Genomic DNA, 16,987 nt, shown 5'->3' on the forward strand with positions numbered 1-16,987 from the left:
CCATGGCCGCGATCATGATGAAGGAACCGCGAACCCGGGCCCGGCGCCCGGAGACCGACCTGGCCCACGTCGAGCGGCTGGGCAGCACCCGGTCCAGCCGGTTCTTCCGGCACGTGGTGCTCTGTGCGATCGGCGCGGTGATGATGTATCCGCTGCTGTGGATGCTGTCCAGCTCGTTCAAGCCGGACACCGAGATCTTCACCAACCTCGGCCTGCTGTCCACCCAGTGGCAGTTCGACAACTATCTGGCCGGCTGGACCGCGCTGGAGTACCCGTTCGACCTCTACCTGGTGAACTCGCTGATCATCGCCGTGCTGACCATCGTCGGCAACCTGCTGTCCTGCGCGATGGCGGCGTACGCATTCTCCCGGCTCGAGTTCCCGGGCCGGAAGCTGTTCTTCGCGCTGATGCTGGGCACCCTGATGCTGCCCGGGCACGTGCTGCTGATCCCGCAGTACATCCTGTTCTCCCAGTTGGGCTGGCTGAACACGTACCTGCCGCTGGTGGTGCCGAACTTCCTGGCCAGCAACGCGTTCTTCATCTTCCTGATGGTGCAGTTCATGCGGGCGCTGCCGCGCGAACTGGACGACGCGGCGCGGCTGGACGGCTGCGGTTCCTTCCGGACGTTCTGGCGGATCATCGTGCCGCTCTGCACGCCGGCGTTCGCGACGACGGCGATCTTCACCTTCATCTCGACCTGGAACGAGTTCTTCTCGCCACTGCTCTACCTGACCGACGCCGAGCTGTACACGGTGCCGCTGGCGCTGCGGCAGTTCATCGACTCGGAGGGGCAGAGCTCGTGGGGTCAGATGTTCGCGATGTCGGTGGTCTCGCTGGCGCCGATCATCGGCTTCTTCATCGCCGGCCAGAAGTACCTGGTCAAGGGCATCGCGACGACGGGACTGAAGTGACCGCTTCCTTGATCATCGACGGCGTGCCGGTCGCCGAGTACCGCACCGGCGAGGACCTGCCAACAGACCTGGCGCCGCGTCCCCGGCTGCATCCGGTACGGACCCGTTCCGGACTCGCCCTGACCGCCGAGCGGCCGGCCGATCACCGGCACCACCTCGGTGTCTCGCTGGCCCTGTCCGACATCAACGGCGACAGCTACTGGGGCGGCCGATCCTTCCGGCACGGGAAGGGATCGCTGCCGCTGGACAACCACGGCCGCCAGGTCCGCCGGACCGTCCGGACCACCGACACCTCGATCGAGGAGCGGCTGGACTGGCAGGACCGGGCCGGGGCGGTGGTGATCACCGAGCAGCGGACGATCACCGCACGACCGCTCGACGAGGAGTCCTGGGCCCTGGACTGGGCCAGCGAACTGCGTGCCGAGCGGCCGCTGCGGATCGCGTCGTCGGCGGTCAACGGGCGGCCCGGCGCCGGCTACGGCGGCATCTTCTGGCGGTTCCCGGACACCGGGCGGACCGAGGTGACCAGCCCGCTCGGCGACGGCGCGGAGGCGATCCACGAACGCCGGGCGACCTGGATCGCCGTTCGGCACGAGGCGCCGGACGGCCGGTCCGGGACGGTCGTGCTGACCGAGCCGGGCAGCCGGGATCCCTGGTTCGTCAGGGATTCCGGCTATGTCGGCTGCTGCCCGGCCCTGGCGTCGACGGATGCCGTCGAGCTGGCTGCCGGCGAGGTGCTGGAGTGCCGGCTCAGCGCCGTCGTCCTGGACGGCTGGCACACCGACCCGGAACTGCTCACCGGCCGACTGGTCCGGGCCGGTTCATGATCACGTACCGGAACCCGATCCTGGACGCGGACTGGCCGGACCCGGACGTGATCCGGGTCGGCGACACGTTCTATCTGGTGGCGTCGAGCTTCAACCGGGCGCCCGGGCTGCCGTTGCTGGCGTCGCCGGACCTGATCAACTGGCGGCCGGTCGGGCACGCCCTCGCTGCCGTACCGCCGCATGATCATTACCGGCTGCCGCGGCACGGCGGGGGAGTCTGGGCACCGGCGTTGCGGCATCACGACGGCCGGTTCTGGATCTGCTATCCCGATCCGGACCACGGCATCTTCATGATCACCGCCGAGCGGGCGGAGGGTCCCTGGTCGGAGCCGCAGTTGCTCTATCCCGGCCGCGGCCTGATCGATCCCTGCCCGTTCTGGGACGAGGACGGGCAGGCGTACCTGGTGCACGGCTGGGCGGCCAGCCGAGCCGGGGTGAACAACCGGATCTCGCTCTGCCCGATCAGCCCGGACGGCACCCGGCTGCTCGGCCCGAGCCGGACCGTGATCGACGGTGACCGGCTGGACGGGTACCGGACGCTGGAGGGGCCGAAGCTCTACCGCCGCGACGGCTGGTACTTGATCTTCGCGCCGGCCGGCGGCGTGACGGACGGCTGGCAGTCGGTGTTCCGGTCCAGGTCGATCTGGGGGCCGTACGAGGAACGGATCGTGCTCGCCCAGGGCGGCACCGACATCAACGGGCCGCACCAGGGGGCCTGGGTGGACACGCCGGACGGGGAGGACTGGTTCGTCCACTTCTCCGATCGCGGGCCGTACGGGCGGGTGGTGCACCTGCAGCCGCTGCGGTGGCGGGCCGACGGCTGGCCGGAGCTGGGCCGGGCCGGCGAACCGGTGCGCGAGCATCCGGTCCCGGAGGTCGCGACGGCGGGCGTGGACGGCCTGGCCCGGTCCGATGCGTTCGACCGCTCACGGCTCGGGCCGCTCTGGCACTGGCAGGGCAACCCGGCCGCCGACTGGGCCGACCTGCGCGGCGACGGGCTGCTCCGGCTGCCGGCGTACGGCGACGACCCGGGCAATCTGCGGCACCTGCCGCGGGTGCTCGGCCAGACCCTGCCCGGCGGACCCGGCACCGTGACCGTGCGGCTGGACCTGGCCGGACCGGTCGGCACCCGGGCCGGTCTGGTCGTGCTCGGCGAGACGTACGCCTGGATCGGCCTGGAGCTGACCGAGGACGGGCCGCGGCTGGTCTGCCGGACCGGCGGTGCGAGCCCGATCGAGGAGTCGCTCGTCGAGCCGCAGCCTGCTTCGGCGTCGATCGAGTTGCAGGTGGACTGGGATGCGGAAGCCCGGTGCCGGTACGGCTTCCGTACCGACACCGGGTCCTGGGTCCCGCTGGACACGTCCTTCCAGGCCGTTCCGGGCCGCTGGATCGGCGCCGAACTCGGCCTGTTCGCGACCGCGCCGTTCGGCACCGAGCCGACCGGCACGGCCGCGTTCGCCGCCTTCAGCCACCGGCTCAGGCCGGCGGGAACTGCTTCAGCCGGCGGGCCAGGCTGATCGCGGCGAAGACGCACCAGACCATCCCGAGCAGCCGCCCGGCGAGGATCAGGATCGACGCGTAGTAGATCGCCAGCGAGGCCAGCGACCCGACCGCGATCACCGCGACGACGATCGCGAAGATCCGGACCGGCCTCGACATCCCCGGGATCCTGGACGCCGCCAGGGCGAACAGGCCGAACAGGGCGACGTGGGCGGTGCCGCCGGCGATGAAGTTGGCGGTACGGAGAGCGACGACCGCGTCCGGGGTGAGGCCGGCGGCGAGCCCGCCGACCAGCAGCGACAGCACGGCCGAGATGATCATGCTCGCGACTGCTGCCGTGCCGGCGGCGATCGCCCAGCGCCGGGCCGGGCCGTCGGCCGACCGGGTGATCGCGGCGACCGCGCCCACGAACAGGGCCAGGAAAGCGACCGACACGAGCATCAGCACGGCCTGGACCGCGCTCGCGGTGGCGTTCTCGATCAACCAGGCCCGGGTCTCCTCGCCGCTGACGTTCGGCTGCGGCGCCGGACTGGAGGCGAAGGCGGAACTGATCGATCCGGACACCAGATAGACCAGCGCGAAACCTGCCGCGCCGACCAGGGCCGGCACCGCCCGGACCAGTCCCGCGCCGGCGCTGTTGACGACGGTGTTCGACATGAGGTTGCTCCTTGTGGATCTCGTTGTTCTGTTGGGATTCAGCCTGGTCGCGGCGGGCTGCGCTGTCGTCCGCCGGAGGGCGGCTTCCGGGCTGCGTCGGCTCGCGCTGTTCCGTACGCCGTCGTACGTAGCGGCCGTAACCGGGAACCGTGACATTCGTCAGGGGCGGTAAGGTACTTCAAACGTAGTGGTTCACTGCCGGAGGAGGATTCATGGTCAGCAACCCGGGGCGCCGGACCGCCCTGCTCGACGCCGCGATCGAGGCGCTCGCCGACGAGGGCGCGCGCGGGCTCACCTTCCGCATGGTCGACGGCCTGGCCTCGGTGCCGCTCGGCACCACGTCGAACTACTTCACCAGCCGGGACGAACTGCTGACCCAGGTGGCGGCCCATCTCTACGTCCGGTTCGCGCCCGATCCGGACGAACTCGAGCGGGCCGCCTCGGCGTCCACCCTGGACGAGTTGATCATGGTGATGCAGGGCGTGGTGGCCCGGCTGATCGAGCGCCGGTCGGTCTATCTGGCGATGCTCGAGCTCCGGCTGGAGGCCACCCGGCGGCCGGTCCTGCAGCAGATGTTCACCGAGCGGGTCCGGGAGGACCTCGCCGCCAACGTCGCCGGTCACGCGGCGTCCGGGATGCCCGGCGATCGCAGCACCGTGATCGTGCTCTACGTGGCGCTGGCGGGCTTGATCATCGAGCAGCTCTCCTTGCCCGGCGTGCTCGCCGACGAGGGATCCACCGACGAGCTCGTCGCCCTGGTCGTCCGGTCCGTCGCCGGCTGAGCCGGTGATGTTCATCGTGGTTCCGCCTCGCCTGGCTTGAGCTCAACCTCACTTCAACTCCTAGCCTGGACAGCCTCAGCGATTCGCGACAGTGAGGAATGTCATGCGTGCAGCAGTGGTGACCGAGTTCGGCGGGCCGGAGGTGCTCCGGGCGGTTGACGTGGCGGAGGTGACGGCCGGGCCGGGTGAGTTGATCATCGAGGTCGAGGCGGCCGAGGTGTTGTTCCTGGACACCCAGCTGCGCAGCGGGTGGGGCAAGGAGTACTTCAAGGTCGAGCCGCCGTTCGTGCCGGGCGCCGGAGTGGCCGGGGTGGTCGGTGCGGTCGGAGCCGGCGTCGACCCGGGGCTGGTCGGGCGGCGGGTGATCGCCGGGACCGGGTCGGTCGGGACCTACCGCGGCGGCGGGTACGCGGAGCGGGTGGCCGTCCCGGAGACCGAGGTGTTCCCGATCCCGGGCGAGCTCGATCCGGCGGTTGCGCTGGCCGCGCTGCACGACGGGGCGACGGCGCTGGCCCAGCTGGACCGGGCCGCGCTCGGCTCCGGCCGGCGGGTGTTGATCACCGCGGCGGCCGGCAGCCTCGGCCACTGGCTGGTGCCGTTGGCGGCGGCCGCCGGTGCCACCGTGATCGGTGCCGTCCGCGGTCACGCGAAGCTGGCCCGGGTCGGCGAGCTGGGTGCGGCCGAGGCGGTCGACTACTCCGAGCCCGGCTGGGCCGACCGGGTCGGTCCGGTGGACGTCGTGTTCGACGGCGTCGGCGGTGATCTTGGGCGAGCGGCGTACAAGATCATCAAGCCGGGCGGGCTCTTCCTCGGGTACGGGGCGGCGAGCGGCGACTTCGCGGAGCCGTCCGGGAACCCCGACGTCACCGTGGTCGGCCTCTTCCAGCCCGATCCGGCGGACTGGCGGGAACGGCCGGCGCGGGCCCTGAAACACCTCGAGGCCCGGTTGATCAATCCGACCGTCGGCGACTCCTTCGCGCTGGCCGACGCGGCTGCCGCGCACGCCGCGGTCGAGGCCCGGACCACCGTGGGCAAGACCGTGCTCCGGCCCTGAGCCGAGCGGCGCCGGCCGCGCGTTGGGGTGGCGGAGCGCTCCGGGGTGTACGGCATCGTGCCTGGTCAAGATTATGTCGGCGACCGCCGAGGGTCGCTTAACACGGTGCTAACCGGAGCGGGTTCGGGGCGTAACTCCGCTGGGTGACCTTCGAGTCAGCGATCACCCACCAGGAGGAGGACGGGATGTTCCGAGTTCCCGGCGTCACCGACATCCAGGCCGCAGCGGGGGAGTTGGGGGTCGAACTGACCACCGACGAGGCCGCGATCTACGCCGAGCAGTTGGCCACCCAGCTCGAGGACTTCGACGGCTTCGTGCAGAGCCGCGAAGGGCTGCCCGTCCCGCCGCGCCACCCCGGTCCGCGCGATCCCGGCCACCGGCCGGGTCCGGCCGAGGACAGCCACAACGCCTGGACCTGGAAGTGCCGGATCGACGGCACCGAGGAAGGCCCGCTGGCCGGCAAGACGGTGAGCTACAAGGATCACATCGCGGTCGCCGGGATCCCGATGAGCTTCGGGGCGTACGCGCTGGAAGGGCACCTGCCCGACTTCGACGCCACCGTGGTGCAGCGGGTGCTCGAGGCCGGCGGCGTGATCACCGGCAAGAACGTGATGAACGGCCTGGCCGGCGGCTTCGGCTTCGGCGGCGGGGTCGGCGACTACGGCCGGCCGCTCAACCCGCACCACCAAGATCATCTCAGCGGCGGGTCGTCGTCCGGCTCCGCGGTCGCGCTGGCCCTGGGCGAGGTCGACATCTCGTTCGGCGGCGACCAGGGCGGCTCGATCCGGATCCCGGCGTCCTGGTCCGGCACCGTCGGGCTCAAGCCGACCTTCGGGCTGGTCTCCCACTTCGGCATCGGCTTCGGTTCCGACCAGAGCATCGACTACACCGGGCCGATGACCCGGACCGTCGCCGACTGCGCGCTGGCGCTGCAGGCGACCGCCGGGTACGACGGCCTCGATCCCCGGCAGACCAAGGACGTGCCCGACTTCTACGACGCGACCAGCCGGCTCGACGACGGTGTCGAGGGGCTGCGGATCGGCATCCTCACCGAGGGCTTCGCGGACGCGACCGACGCCGTCAAGGACTCGGTGCAGCAGGCGATCGACCGGCTGGCCGATCTTGGGGCCAAGATCACCGAGATCTCGGTGCCGCAGCACGCGACGATCGGGCTGGCCCAGCAGGCGATGTCCGCCGAGGGGGCGCTGGCCGTCCGCGGCTCCGGCTTCTACGGCGCGTTCACCCGCACATACTACCCGGAGTCGACGATCGTCGCGATCACCCGGCTCTGGCAAGATCATCAGGACCTGCTGGACCCGCGGGCGTTGCTGACCCTGTTGGCCGGCAGCTATGTCCGGCAGCAGCACGGCGGCCGGGTCTACGCCCGGGCGCAGAACAGCCGGCGCTTCTTCATCGACGCCTATGACGCGGCGTTCGCCGAGGTCGACCTGCTGGCGATGCCGACCACACCTACGCAGGCGCCCCGCTATCAACCGATCCCGGACCGGCTGGAGGCGCTGCGCGCCGCGCTGACCGGATCGGTCGCCTTCAACGCGGTCGCGAACACCCGGCCGTTCAACTTCACCGGCCATCCGGCGCTGGCCGTACCGACGGCGAAGCGGGACGGCCTGCCGGTGAGCCTGCAGCTGGTCGGGCCGATGTTCTCCGACGACCTGCTGCTGCGCGCGGCTCAGGCGTACACCCAGTCGGTGTCGTTCGCCGACCACATCGCGCTGAATTGATCATCACCCCGCACCGTTCAGTTCCACATCATTCCTGTGTCCGATTGGGGAGGGCCCGGTCATGACTGTCACCGCACGAATCCGCGAGGTAGCGCCGCCGATCACGGCGGCACCCGAAACCGAGTCGATGGCGCTCACGGTTCATGATCTTGTCACCGAGTTCCGGACCCGGTCCGGCCCGCTGCGTGCGGTCGACGGGGTGTCCTTCGCGGTGCCCCGCGGCGGCGTGCTGGCCGTGATCGGCGAGTCCGGCAGCGGCAAGAGCGCCATGCTGCGCTCGATCATCGGGATCAATCCGCCGTCCGCCCGGATCGAGGGACGGGTCCAGCTCGGCCATCGCGACCTGCTCGCGATGTCGCCCCGGGAGCGGCGCCGGACCCGCGGCCGGGAGATCTCCATGGTGTTCCAGGACCCGCTGACCGCGCTCGATCCGGTCTACACCGTGGAACGGCAGCTGACCGAGACGATCCGCAAGCAGGATCCGGGGATCGGGCGCGGCCAGGCCGTCGCCCGGGCGCTGGAGCTGCTGGAACTGGTCCAGATCCCGTCCGCCGCGGCCCGGTTGAAGGCCTACCCGTCGGAGCTCAGCGGCGGCATGCGGCAGCGCGTGGTGATCGCGATGGCGATCGCCGGCCGGCCGTCGGTGATCTTGGCCGACGAGCCGACCACGGCGCTCGACGTGACCGTGCAGGCGCGGATGATGCGGCTGTTCCGGGAGGTGCAGAGCGAGGTCGGGTCGGGCCTGGTGATCGTCACTCATGATCTTGGCGTGGCCGCCGAGCTGGCCGACGACGTGGCGGTGATGTACGCCGGCCGGCTGGTCGAGCACGGCACCGCGGACGAGGTGCTGACCCGGCCCGCGCATCCGTACACGGAAGGGCTGATCGAGGCGAACGTCCGGCCGGGCCAGGACCGCCGCCCGAACGCGATCCCCGGTGCGCCGCCGAGCCTGCGCCGGCTGCCGCCAGGCTGTGCCTTCGCGCCCCGCTGCCGGTACGCGGTAGCCGACTGCTGGGCCGGCCAGCCCAGCGCCGCGACGGTCGCCGGTGATCACTGGAGCCGTTGCCTGCTGGTGCCCGCGGCGGAACGGGAACCGTCATGATCAACCGGCGGGAGCTGCTGGCCGCGTCGGCCGCCCTCGCGCCGGTGGGACTGGTCGCGGCCGGCTGTGCCGGCTCCGCCGAGGGCGCGCCCGGGTCCGGTCAGGTGCTGCGGATCGCCATGTCCGCCGGCAACATCCCGTTCCCGTCGACGCCGCCGAACGAGGGCTACGAGGGGTACCGGTTCGTCGGCAACAACCTGTACGACGCGCTGACCCGGCTCGACCTTGATCAGAACGAGACGCTGCCCTCGCCGAAGCCCAGCCTCGGCACGTCCTGGACGGTGTCGAAGGACCTGCGGACCTGGACCTTCAAGCTCCGCAAGGGCGTCCGGTTCCACGACGGTACGGCGTTCGACGCGGACGCCGTGATCTTCCAGCTGGACCGGCTGGCCAACCAGAAGTCGGAGTTCTTCTACCAGACCTCGGCGGCGGGCCAGGCGGCCCAGCTGCGCTACATCAAGAGCTACGCCAAGGTCGACGATCACACGGTCCGGTTCGTCACCACGCAGCCGTACGCCTGGCTGCACTGGGACCTGCTGCACATCAAGTTCCCCAGCCCGGCGGTGATCCGCGAGTACGGCAACGAGAACTACAACGCGCACGCGGTCGGCACCGGCCCCTTCCTGATGACCCGGTACGTCGACGGCGAGGTGATGGAGCTGAGCCGCAACCCGGACTACTGGGACGGGCCGGCGAAGCTCGACCAGATCGTGCTCTACCCGCAGCCGGAGGCGGCGTCGCGGCTGTCCATGCTGATGTCCGGCGAGGTGGACTGGGCCGAGGTGCCGTCGCCGGACGCCCTTGATCAACTCGAGTCGGACGGCTACGTCATCCACCTGGGCAAGTACCCGCACGGGATCATGCCGCGGTTCAACGTGTTCCGGCCGCCGTTCGCCGGCAACCTGAAGCTGCGCCAGGCGCTCAACTACGCACTGGACCGGGAGGGCACCGCCGCCTTGATCAACAACGTCGGCTACCCGGCCTCCCAGTACGTCTACGAGGGGCATCCGGCGTACGCGAAGGACAACCCCGGCTACCACTACGACGTCGACCGGGCCAAGCAGCTGCTGGCCGAGGCCGGCTACCAGCCGGGCGAGCTGACGATCACCTTCGGCTACACGACCGGCGGCTCCGGGAACATGTACCCGGACGTCATGGTGCAGAAGCTGCAGGCAGACTTCGCGGCCATCGGCGTCGGCGTGAACCTGCAGCCGATGGAGTGGAACACGCTGATCTCGGTCGGGCTGGACGGGCTGAACTCGGAGACCTGGAACGACATCGACCTGCTCTGGGCGTCGCCGGCAGCCGGGATGACTCCGACCGGCTACAACGCCTCGTTCTTCTGCGAGCGGCCGGGTGGCAAGCCGAACGCCGCCGGGACCTGCGATCCGGGCATCGACCAGGCGCTCACGCTGGCTCCGCAGCAGGCGACGCCGGCCGCCCAGGACGCTTATCTGCAACAGATGATGGACGTCGCCGTCGACCAGGCGTACTTCCTGTTCTGGATGCACGACCTCAACCTGCGGGTGATGTCGCCGCGGGTGCAGGGCTACGTCCAGGCGCAGTCCTGGTGGGTCGACTTCACCACCATCTCGATCGGAACGGGGGACTGATCATGATCCGCGTCGCACTCCGCCGGATCGCGCTGGCCGTGCCGATCCTGTTCGGCGTCTCGGTGATCGTCTTCCTGCTGATGACCGTGCTGCCCGGCTCGCCCGAGGCGGGCCTGGTCCCGGAGGACGCCACCGAGGAACAACGGCAGGCCGTCCGTGATCAACTCGGGCTGAACGACCCGCTGCCGGTCCGCTACCTGGACTGGCTGCTGGCCGCGCTGCAGGGCGATCTCGGCTACTCCACCCAACGGCGCCGCGAGGTGGCCGACCTGCTGCTCCAGGCCTGGGGCAACACCGCCGTCCTGGCGCTGGTCTCGGCCGTGTTCGGGATCGCGCTCGGGCTGCTGCTCGGCTACCTGGCCGGCACCCGGCGCGGCAAGATCATCGACCGGGTGGTGTCGGTGTTCAGCCTGTCCGGGCTGAGCATCCCGTCCTTCTTCCTGGCCATCGTGCTGCTCGGTATCTTCGCCGGCGGCTTGCGGCTGCTGCCGTCCGGCGGCGCCAACTTCCACGACGGACCGATCGTCGCCGTCCGCAGCCTGGTGCTGCCGGTGCTGGCCGGTTCCCTGATCACGATGGCGATCACCGCCCGGGTGACCCGGGCCGGGATCGTCGACGTACTCGGCGCCGACTTCGTGGAGACCCTGCGCGCCAAGGGATTGAGCGAGTTCGAGGTCCGCCGGCACGTGCTGCGGAACGCGATCTCGCCGGTGCTGACCACCTCGGGCGTGCAGATCGGGGCGCTGCTCGGCGGCTCGGTGCTGGTCGAGACGATCTTCCGCTGGCCCGGGATGGGGCTGCTGGTGTTCAACGCGATCTCGGCGCGGGACCTGCTCGTGGTGCAGGGCGCGACGCTGATCATCGCCGTCACGTTCGTGATCATCAACCTGATCGTCGACCTGCTGCAGGCCGCGATCGACCCGCGGGTGAGGGGAGCGGTGTCATGACCGAATCAGCCGCCGTCACGGCGCCGACCCTGCTGCCGCCGGCGTTCGGCCGCGGTGCCACCGAGGAGCAGCGCGGCCAGGCCCGGCAACGGGCGGAGGAGTGGAACGCCGTCGCCACCACCGTGGTGGCCCAGTCCTTCTGGCGGGAGACCGGGCGCCGCTTCCTGACCAACCGGACCGGCGTCGTGGCGACCGCGATCCTGCTGCTGCTCGTGCTCGGCGCGATCTTCGCCCCGCTGCTGACCCCGTACGACCCGTTGGTCGGACGGCCGGTGGAGCGGCTGCAGAACCTCGGCGCGCCGGGCCATCCGCTGGGCACCGACGAACAGGGCCGGGATCTGCTGACCCGGGTCCTGCACGGCGGCCGGCTGTCGTTGCTGGCCGGATTCGCCCCGACCGTGGCGGCGGCCGTCGTCGGCACGATCATCGGCGTCACGGCCGGGATGCTGCGCGGGGTCGTCGGCACCGTGCTGATGCGGATCATGGACATGCTGTACGCGTTCCCGGCGATCCTGCTGGCGATCGCGGTCGGCGCGTCGCTCGGGCCCGGGCTGACCAACACGATCATCGCGGTCAGCATCGTCTTCGTACCGCCGGTGGCCCGGGTGGCCGAGTCGGCCACCCGCCGGGTGATCACCCGGGAGTTCGTCGAGGCGGCCCGGCTGAGCGGCGCCGGACCGGTGACGATCGCCCGGACCCAGATCCTGCCCAACGTGCTGAACGACATCATCGTGTACGCCTCCGGGCTGGTCGGCGTGGCCATGATCATCGCGGCCAGCCTCAGCTTCCTCGGCCTCGGCTCCGCCCCGCCGGCACCGGAATGGGGCTACATGCTGAACAGCCTGCGCGGGGCGATCACCCGGACCCCGCTGGTGACCATGGTGCCCGGCTTCTTCATCTTCCTCACCTCCGTCGCCTTCAACCTGGCCAGCGATGCCCTGCGCGAAGCCATGGACAGCCGGCTCTAGGAATCCCAACCCAGGAAGGAGGATCGCCATGACCACCACCCTGACCGGCGAACTGCCGACCGCGACCGTCCCCGAGCGGCCGCTGCTGGAGCTGATCAACATCTCCAAGGAATTCGACGTCCGCAGCGGCGGCCGCCGGGCCACCCTGTCCGCGGTCACCTCGGTGTCGCTCCAGGTGAAGGAGGGCCGGACCCTCGGCATCGTCGGCGAGTCCGGCTGCGGGAAGTCCACCCTGGCCCGGGTGATCGTCGGGCTGCACCCGGCGACCGGCGGCGAGATGATCTTCGACAACCGGCAGATCGCCACCCGCGGCCGGCGGCCCCGGGACGTCGTCGAGCAGATGCAGATGGTGTTCCAGGATCCGTCCTCGGCGCTCAACCCGCGGGCCACCGTCGGCGAGTCGATCGCCTTCCCGCTCCGGGTCCGGGGTGCCTCGCCGAAGACGATCAGCGAACGGGTCACCCGGGTGATCAACGACGTCGGCCTGCCGACCTCGTACGCGGACAGCTATCCGCACCAGCTCAGCGGCGGCCAGCGGCAGCGGGTCAACATCGCCCGCGCACTCGCCCTGCAGCCGAAGCTGGTGGTGCTGGACGAGGCGGTGTCGGCGCTGGACAAGTCGATCCAGGCCCAGGTGCTCAACCTGCTCACCGACCTGCAGCGGGACTACCGGCTGACGTACGTCTTCATCAGCCACGACCTCAATGTCGTCGAGTACGTCAGCGACGACGTCGCCGTGATGTACCTCGGCCAGGTGGTCGAGCGGTCGCCGGCGGCCGACCTGTACCGGACGCCGCTGCACCCGTACACGCAACTGCTGTTGTCGTCGATCCCGGCGCTCGATCCGGGTCAGCGAACGGTGGCTGATCATGATCCCGGCGCCGGCCGCGACACGGAGATCCCGAGCCCGATCGATCCGCCCAGCGGCTGCCGGTTCCGGACCCGCTGCCCGTTCGCCGGCCCGGTCTGTGCCGAGCTGGCGCCGGCGCCGGTCGAGGCCGAGCCGGACCACCTGGTCGCCTGCCACGCCTACGGCGAACACCGGGACTCGCTGCCCCGGCTCCCGTCATCCGTCCCGATTCCCTTGCCCAGAAAGGATCCCGAATGACCGCAACCTCCGAGGAGATCGTCGCCGGCCTGCTGGCCGCGGCCGGCCTGACCGTCGCCGAGTTCGAGCAGGCCACCTTCGTCGCCGACTATCCGCTGATCCGGCAGGCCGCCGACGCGCTCTACCTGCCCGAACTGGACGGCGTCGAGCCGTCCGCCCGGTTCGACCCGCTCGACTACTACCCGACCGAAGGAAGCGAGTCCCGATGATCACCGAGCCGAACGACCAACCGCTGACCATCGCCGACGCCGCAGCGGCGTTGCGTTCCGGAGCGACCACCTCGGTCGCGCTGACCCGGTCGATCCTGGCCAAGATCACCGAACTCAACGACGCGCTCGGCGCCTACGTGACGGTGACCGCGGACCAGGCGCTCGAGCAGGCGACCGCGGCCGACGCCGCCTTGGCGGCCGGAGATGATCAAGGTCCGCTGGCCGGCATTCCGTTGGCGATCAAGGACATCATCGCGATGAAGGGGGCGCCGACGACGGCCAACAGCCGGGTCCTCGACCCGGCCTGGGGCGAGGGGACCGACGCCCCGGTGGTGGCCCGGCTGCGGGCCGCCGGATCGGTCTTCCTGGGCAAGTCCACCACCAGCGAGTTCGCGATCGGGCTGCCGGACCCGGAGAAGGGCTTCCTGGTCCCGCGGAACCCGTGGAACGTCGAGCACACGCCGGCCGGATCGAGCTCCGGAACCGGGGTCGCCGTGGCGGCCGGGCTGGCCCTCGGCGGGCTCGGCACCGACACCGGCGGCTCGGTCCGCGGCCCGGCCTGCGTGAACGGCCATACCGGCCTGAAGGTGACCTTCGGCCGGGTGCCGAAGAGCGGCGTGGTCCCGCTCGGGTTCAGCCTGGACAGCGTCGGCCCGATGGCCCGCAGCGCGTACGACTGCGCCCTGCTGCTGCAGGTCATGGCCGGCTACGACCCGTCCGACCCGAACTCGGCCGATGTCGGGGTCGACGACTACCCGGCCGCGCTGGACGGCGATGTCTCCGGGATCAAGATCGGCCTGCCGAGCGGGTACTTCTTCGACCATGATCAACTCGATCCGGAGCAGAAGGAGGCGGTGCTGACCGCGGTCGGGGTGCTGGAGGGCCTCGGCGCCAAGCCCGACGAGGTGACGTTGCCGTACCCGGACCTGGCCAAGGACGCCAACCACCTGATCCTGATCGGCGAGGCGTACGCGTACCACCGGAACAACCTGGTCAGCCGTTGGACCGACTACGGGGCCGGCACCCGGCCGACGCTGGCCCGCGGCGCCTTCTACACGTCCGCCGATTTCGTCCAGGCGCAACGGTTCCGGACCATGTTCTGCCGGGCCGTGGCGGACGTCCTGAAGACCTGCGACGTGATGATCACTCCGGCCGCGCCGACCCCGGCCGAACGGGCCGCGGACCTGACCCCGAGCAGCCGGCTGAACAAGCCGAGCTACACCGGGCACTGGAACCTGACCGGTCTGCCGGCGGCGGCCGTGCCGGTCGGCTTCAGCAGCACCGGCCTGCCGCTGTCGATGCAGGTGATCGGCAAGCCGTTCGCCGAGGCCACCGTGCTCAAGGTGGCCGACGCCCTGCAACGGGTGACCGACTGGCATCTCAAGGTTCCCGAGGTCGAGGCGCTGGCCGGCGCCGTGGCGTGACCGCGGAGCTCACTCGGGGAGCTTCCGATGATCATCGCGATGATGATCAAGGTTCGGTCGCGGCGATCAAGGTCTTCTACCCGCTGAGCGTCGCGGCCGGCCTGACCCTCGGCCTGACCGCGCCGCTGACCGCCGTCCTCGCGGTGGAACTCGGCGCGGACCCGTTCGCCGCCAGCGCCTCGGTGGCCTCGCTGACCGCCGTGGTGCTGCTGCTCGACCTGTTCGGGACCCGGCTGCTGCCGTTCCTGGAGCCGCGCCGGGCGATCACCGTCGGCATGCTGTTGTGGGCCGTCGGGTCGTTCGGCTCGGCGGTCGCGCCGTCGTTCGTGATCATGGCGGCGGCCCGGCTGGTCCAGGGCGTCGGCCTCGCGCTGTACGCCTCGGCCGGGCCGCAACTCGCGATCAGGCTGACCGGCAGCCACCGGGTCGGTACGGCGATCGGCCGGTTCCAGGCGGCGATGACGCTCGGCTCGGCGGTCGCCCCGCTGTCCGGCGGCGCCGTGTCAACCCTCGGCGCCGGCACCTTCGGGCTGCGGCTCGCCTTCGCCGTCTGCGGCGGGCTGGCCGTGGTCTGCGCCGCCGTCGCCTGGTTCGGCCTGCCGACGCTGCGCCACCCGAAGGCCGGCGGCGCGATCCGGCCGCGCTGGAGTCTGCCCCGACTGCCCGGCCTGGCCAGGCCACGGCCGGTGCTCGCCCTCTGCCTGGGCGCGATCGGGCAGGGTGCTCGCGGTGCGGTGGCGCTGATGGCGGTGCCGCTGATCGCGGCCGAGGTGCTCGGCCTCGGCGGCGGCTGGCTCGGCATCTTCCTCACCGCCATGTACGCCGTCGAGGTGGCCGCGATGGCGTTCGGCGGCGGCTACTCGGACCGCAACGGCCGGCGCACCATGATCATCGCTGGCACGGTCTTCGGCCTGACCGGCGTGGTGGTGCTGGCGGTCGCCGTACACACCGCAGCGGCCGCGGTGTTCTTCGCGGCCCTGGTGCCGCTCGGCCTGGCCGGCGGCTGCATGCTCAGTCTGCTGCCGGCGGTGCTGGTCGATCTGGCCGGCACCCCGGAGGTCGGGCTGTCGGCGACCAGGATCTCCCGCGATCTCGGCTTCACCGGCTGCACGCTGGCGGCCGGCGCCATGATCACCGTCGCCGGCGCGGCCGGCGCCCTGGTGCTGATCGCGATCATGTTCGCGGTGGTCGCGGCCGGGATCATGATCGTGGGGGAGACCCGTTCGCCTGGGCCCGCATCACGGTCGAGAAGCTGATCCGGTCCGCCCGCGCGTGCGCCTTGCTGTATTCCAGCGGAGTGCCGTCGGCCGCGCGGATGGTCCTGGTCGTGTCGAGCAGCGCGAAGCCGACCGGGACGTCCAGGAGCTCCGCGCACAGGCCGTCCGCGTTGGAGCAACCGATCTGCAGCTCGGTGTCGCCGACCGGGCCGCCGATCACCTCGGCGATGATCTCGTACGGGGAGCGGTCCAGGTCGAAGTCCGGTCGCTCGACCAGGACCGCGAACCGTTCGCCCGGCAGGAACGCGGTGCGCAGGCTCAGCGGCGAACCGTCCAGCGACGTCGTCGATTCCATGATCACCACCGGCTCGCCGGCGGTCAGCCCGAGCAGGGTCGCGAGCGCGGGCACCGCCGGGTGCAGTTCGGCGTAGCTGGTGCGGATCGTGATCCGTACCCCACCGGCGTTGACGTCCTGGGCGAGGTCCCGCGACTCGTCGATGCCGTGCCGCAGCATGGTCGGCGCGACCACGAACGTGCCGGCGCCGCGGACCCGGTTCAGCACGCCCTGGTCGGTGAGATTGAGCAGCGCCTGCCGGATCGTGCCCCGGCTGACCCCGTACCCGCGGATCAGGGCGTCCTCGCCCGGCAGCACGCCGTCGGGGAAGCTGCCCAGGGCGAGTTCGGTCCGGAGCAGGTCGCAGACCCACTGCACGGCCGGCATCCGCTGGGATCCTGGTCCACTGGGACGATGAGGCTGTCCGCGAAACGGCAAGGCTGCTCCTCCGAGACTGGGGACGCCGATGTCGTACGGGTGCGCGGAAAAGGGGAAGGTGAACACCGATCCTAATCGCCTGTGTCGGCCTCAGCCAGGGCGGGAAGTCTGGTAGCGTGCAAGACCCGTCAATCGCACGGGTATTCGAACGAAG

General features: G+C 70.9%; 16 protein-coding genes. 14 read left to right on the top strand and 2 right to left on the bottom strand.

What is annotated here, in order from left to right; all coding sequences use genetic code 11:
- The first annotated feature begins 2 nt into the window (after positions 1-2).
- Genes ACFQU4_RS02170 through ACFQU4_RS02180 form a run of 3 tightly spaced genes read left to right on the top strand, consistent with a single transcriptional unit; the run spans position 3 to position 3,255 of the window.
- The gene (locus ACFQU4_RS02170; protein WP_377486279.1) at positions 3-911 is read left to right on the top strand and encodes a carbohydrate ABC transporter permease; all 909 of its coding nucleotides are present in this window, start codon (positions 3-5) and stop codon (positions 909-911) included.
- Positions 908-1,738, top strand: a complete 831-nt coding sequence (locus ACFQU4_RS02175) for a PmoA family protein (RefSeq protein ID WP_377486282.1) — start codon at positions 908-910, stop codon at positions 1,736-1,738. Before ACFQU4_RS02170 ends, ACFQU4_RS02175 begins: the two co-directional genes overlap by 4 nt.
- Positions 1,735-3,255 (top strand): family 43 glycosylhydrolase, encoded by a 1,521-nt coding sequence (locus ACFQU4_RS02180; protein WP_377486285.1) that lies wholly within the window; start codon positions 1,735-1,737, stop codon positions 3,253-3,255. Before ACFQU4_RS02175 ends, ACFQU4_RS02180 begins: the two co-directional genes overlap by 4 nt.
- Here ACFQU4_RS02180 and ACFQU4_RS02185 read toward each other — a convergent pair.
- Positions 3,215-3,895, bottom strand: coding sequence for a hypothetical protein (locus tag ACFQU4_RS02185; RefSeq protein WP_377486288.1), 681 nt, complete (start codon positions 3,893-3,895; stop codon positions 3,215-3,217). The genes ACFQU4_RS02180 and ACFQU4_RS02185 overlap by 41 nt on opposite strands.
- A 212-nt stretch (positions 3,896-4,107) precedes the next feature.
- Here ACFQU4_RS02185 and ACFQU4_RS02190 point away from each other — a divergent pair, with 212 nt between their 5' ends.
- The 11 genes from ACFQU4_RS02190 (at position 4,108) to ACFQU4_RS02240 (ending at position 16,100) form a co-directional block, all read left to right on the top strand.
- Positions 4,108-4,677 (top strand): TetR/AcrR family transcriptional regulator, encoded by a 570-nt coding sequence (locus tag ACFQU4_RS02190; protein WP_377486291.1) that lies wholly within the window; start codon positions 4,108-4,110, stop codon positions 4,675-4,677.
- A gap of 103 nt (positions 4,678-4,780) precedes the next feature.
- Complete coding sequence (locus ACFQU4_RS02195; protein WP_377486294.1) at positions 4,781-5,731, top strand: zinc-binding dehydrogenase; 951 nt, start codon at positions 4,781-4,783, stop codon at positions 5,729-5,731.
- 143 nt (positions 5,732-5,874) lie between these two features.
- Complete coding sequence (locus tag ACFQU4_RS02200; protein WP_377486297.1) at positions 5,875-7,473, top strand: amidase family protein; 1,599 nt, start codon at positions 5,875-5,877, stop codon at positions 7,471-7,473.
- A gap of 61 nt (positions 7,474-7,534) precedes the next feature.
- Positions 7,535-8,575 (top strand): ABC transporter ATP-binding protein, encoded by a 1,041-nt coding sequence (locus ACFQU4_RS02205; RefSeq protein WP_377486300.1) that lies wholly within the window; start codon positions 7,535-7,537, stop codon positions 8,573-8,575.
- The gene (locus tag ACFQU4_RS02210; RefSeq protein ID WP_377486303.1) at positions 8,572-10,188 is read left to right on the top strand and encodes an ABC transporter substrate-binding protein; all 1,617 of its coding nucleotides are present in this window, start codon (positions 8,572-8,574) and stop codon (positions 10,186-10,188) included. Before ACFQU4_RS02205 ends, ACFQU4_RS02210 begins: the two co-directional genes overlap by 4 nt.
- Before the next feature lie 2 nt (positions 10,189-10,190).
- Complete coding sequence (locus ACFQU4_RS02215; protein ID WP_377486306.1) at positions 10,191-11,135, top strand: ABC transporter permease; 945 nt, start codon at positions 10,191-10,193, stop codon at positions 11,133-11,135.
- Positions 11,132-12,103 (top strand): ABC transporter permease, encoded by a 972-nt coding sequence (locus ACFQU4_RS02220; RefSeq protein ID WP_377486309.1) that lies wholly within the window; start codon positions 11,132-11,134, stop codon positions 12,101-12,103. Before ACFQU4_RS02215 ends, ACFQU4_RS02220 begins: the two co-directional genes overlap by 4 nt.
- 28 nt (positions 12,104-12,131) lie before the next feature.
- Positions 12,132-13,211 carry an ABC transporter ATP-binding protein gene (locus ACFQU4_RS02225; protein WP_377486312.1) on the top strand — a complete coding sequence of 360 codons (1,080 nt, stop codon included), beginning with the start codon at positions 12,132-12,134 and terminating at the stop codon, positions 13,209-13,211.
- A complete protein-coding gene (locus ACFQU4_RS02230; RefSeq protein WP_377486315.1) occupies positions 13,208-13,420 on the top strand; it encodes a hypothetical protein in 213 nt (70 codons plus the stop codon). Before ACFQU4_RS02225 ends, ACFQU4_RS02230 begins: the two co-directional genes overlap by 4 nt.
- Positions 13,417-14,844, top strand: coding sequence for an amidase (locus tag ACFQU4_RS02235; RefSeq protein ID WP_377486318.1), 1,428 nt, complete (start codon positions 13,417-13,419; stop codon positions 14,842-14,844). Before ACFQU4_RS02230 ends, ACFQU4_RS02235 begins: the two co-directional genes overlap by 4 nt.
- Entirely contained in the window at positions 14,841-16,100 is a 1,260-nt protein-coding gene (locus ACFQU4_RS02240) for an MFS transporter (protein ID WP_377486321.1), read from the top strand. Before ACFQU4_RS02235 ends, ACFQU4_RS02240 begins: the two co-directional genes overlap by 4 nt.
- Here ACFQU4_RS02240 and ACFQU4_RS02245 read toward each other — a convergent pair.
- Positions 16,045-16,782, bottom strand: coding sequence for a GntR family transcriptional regulator (locus ACFQU4_RS02245; RefSeq protein WP_377486324.1), 738 nt, complete (start codon positions 16,780-16,782; stop codon positions 16,045-16,047). The two genes, ACFQU4_RS02240 and ACFQU4_RS02245, sit on opposite strands and share 56 nt — an antisense overlap.
- Positions 16,783-16,987: the final 205 nt, after the last annotated feature.

Source organism: Microlunatus sp. GCM10028923, assembly GCF_042666975.1.
Classification (GTDB): Bacteria; Actinomycetota; Actinomycetes; order Propionibacteriales; family Propionibacteriaceae; genus Microlunatus.

Bases quoted from the DNA above. Each gene is read 5' to 3' on its own strand.
- ACFQU4_RS02225 (WP_377486312.1), top strand. From the start codon at position 12,132: ATGACCACCACCCTGACCGGCGAACTGCCGACCGCGACCGTCCCCGAG.
- ACFQU4_RS02170 (WP_377486279.1), top strand. From the start codon at position 3: ATGGCCGCGATCATGATGAAGGAACCGCGAACCCGGGCCCGGCGCCCG.
- ACFQU4_RS02245 (WP_377486324.1), bottom strand. From the start codon at position 16,782: ATGCCGGCCGTGCAGTGGGTCTGCGACCTGCTCCGGACCGAACTCGCC.
- ACFQU4_RS02195 (WP_377486294.1), top strand. From the start codon at position 4,781: ATGCGTGCAGCAGTGGTGACCGAGTTCGGCGGGCCGGAGGTGCTCCGG.
- ACFQU4_RS02210 (WP_377486303.1), top strand. From the start codon at position 8,572: ATGATCAACCGGCGGGAGCTGCTGGCCGCGTCGGCCGCCCTCGCGCCG.
- ACFQU4_RS02215 (WP_377486306.1), top strand. From the start codon at position 10,191: ATGATCCGCGTCGCACTCCGCCGGATCGCGCTGGCCGTGCCGATCCTG.
- ACFQU4_RS02180 (WP_377486285.1), top strand. From the start codon at position 1,735: ATGATCACGTACCGGAACCCGATCCTGGACGCGGACTGGCCGGACCCG.
- ACFQU4_RS02235 (WP_377486318.1), top strand. From the start codon at position 13,417: ATGATCACCGAGCCGAACGACCAACCGCTGACCATCGCCGACGCCGCA.
- ACFQU4_RS02185 (WP_377486288.1), bottom strand. From the start codon at position 3,895: ATGTCGAACACCGTCGTCAACAGCGCCGGCGCGGGACTGGTCCGGGCG.
- ACFQU4_RS02220 (WP_377486309.1), top strand. From the start codon at position 11,132: ATGACCGAATCAGCCGCCGTCACGGCGCCGACCCTGCTGCCGCCGGCG.
- ACFQU4_RS02190 (WP_377486291.1), top strand. From the start codon at position 4,108: ATGGTCAGCAACCCGGGGCGCCGGACCGCCCTGCTCGACGCCGCGATC.
- ACFQU4_RS02230 (WP_377486315.1), top strand. From the start codon at position 13,208: ATGACCGCAACCTCCGAGGAGATCGTCGCCGGCCTGCTGGCCGCGGCC.
- ACFQU4_RS02205 (WP_377486300.1), top strand. From the start codon at position 7,535: ATGACTGTCACCGCACGAATCCGCGAGGTAGCGCCGCCGATCACGGCG.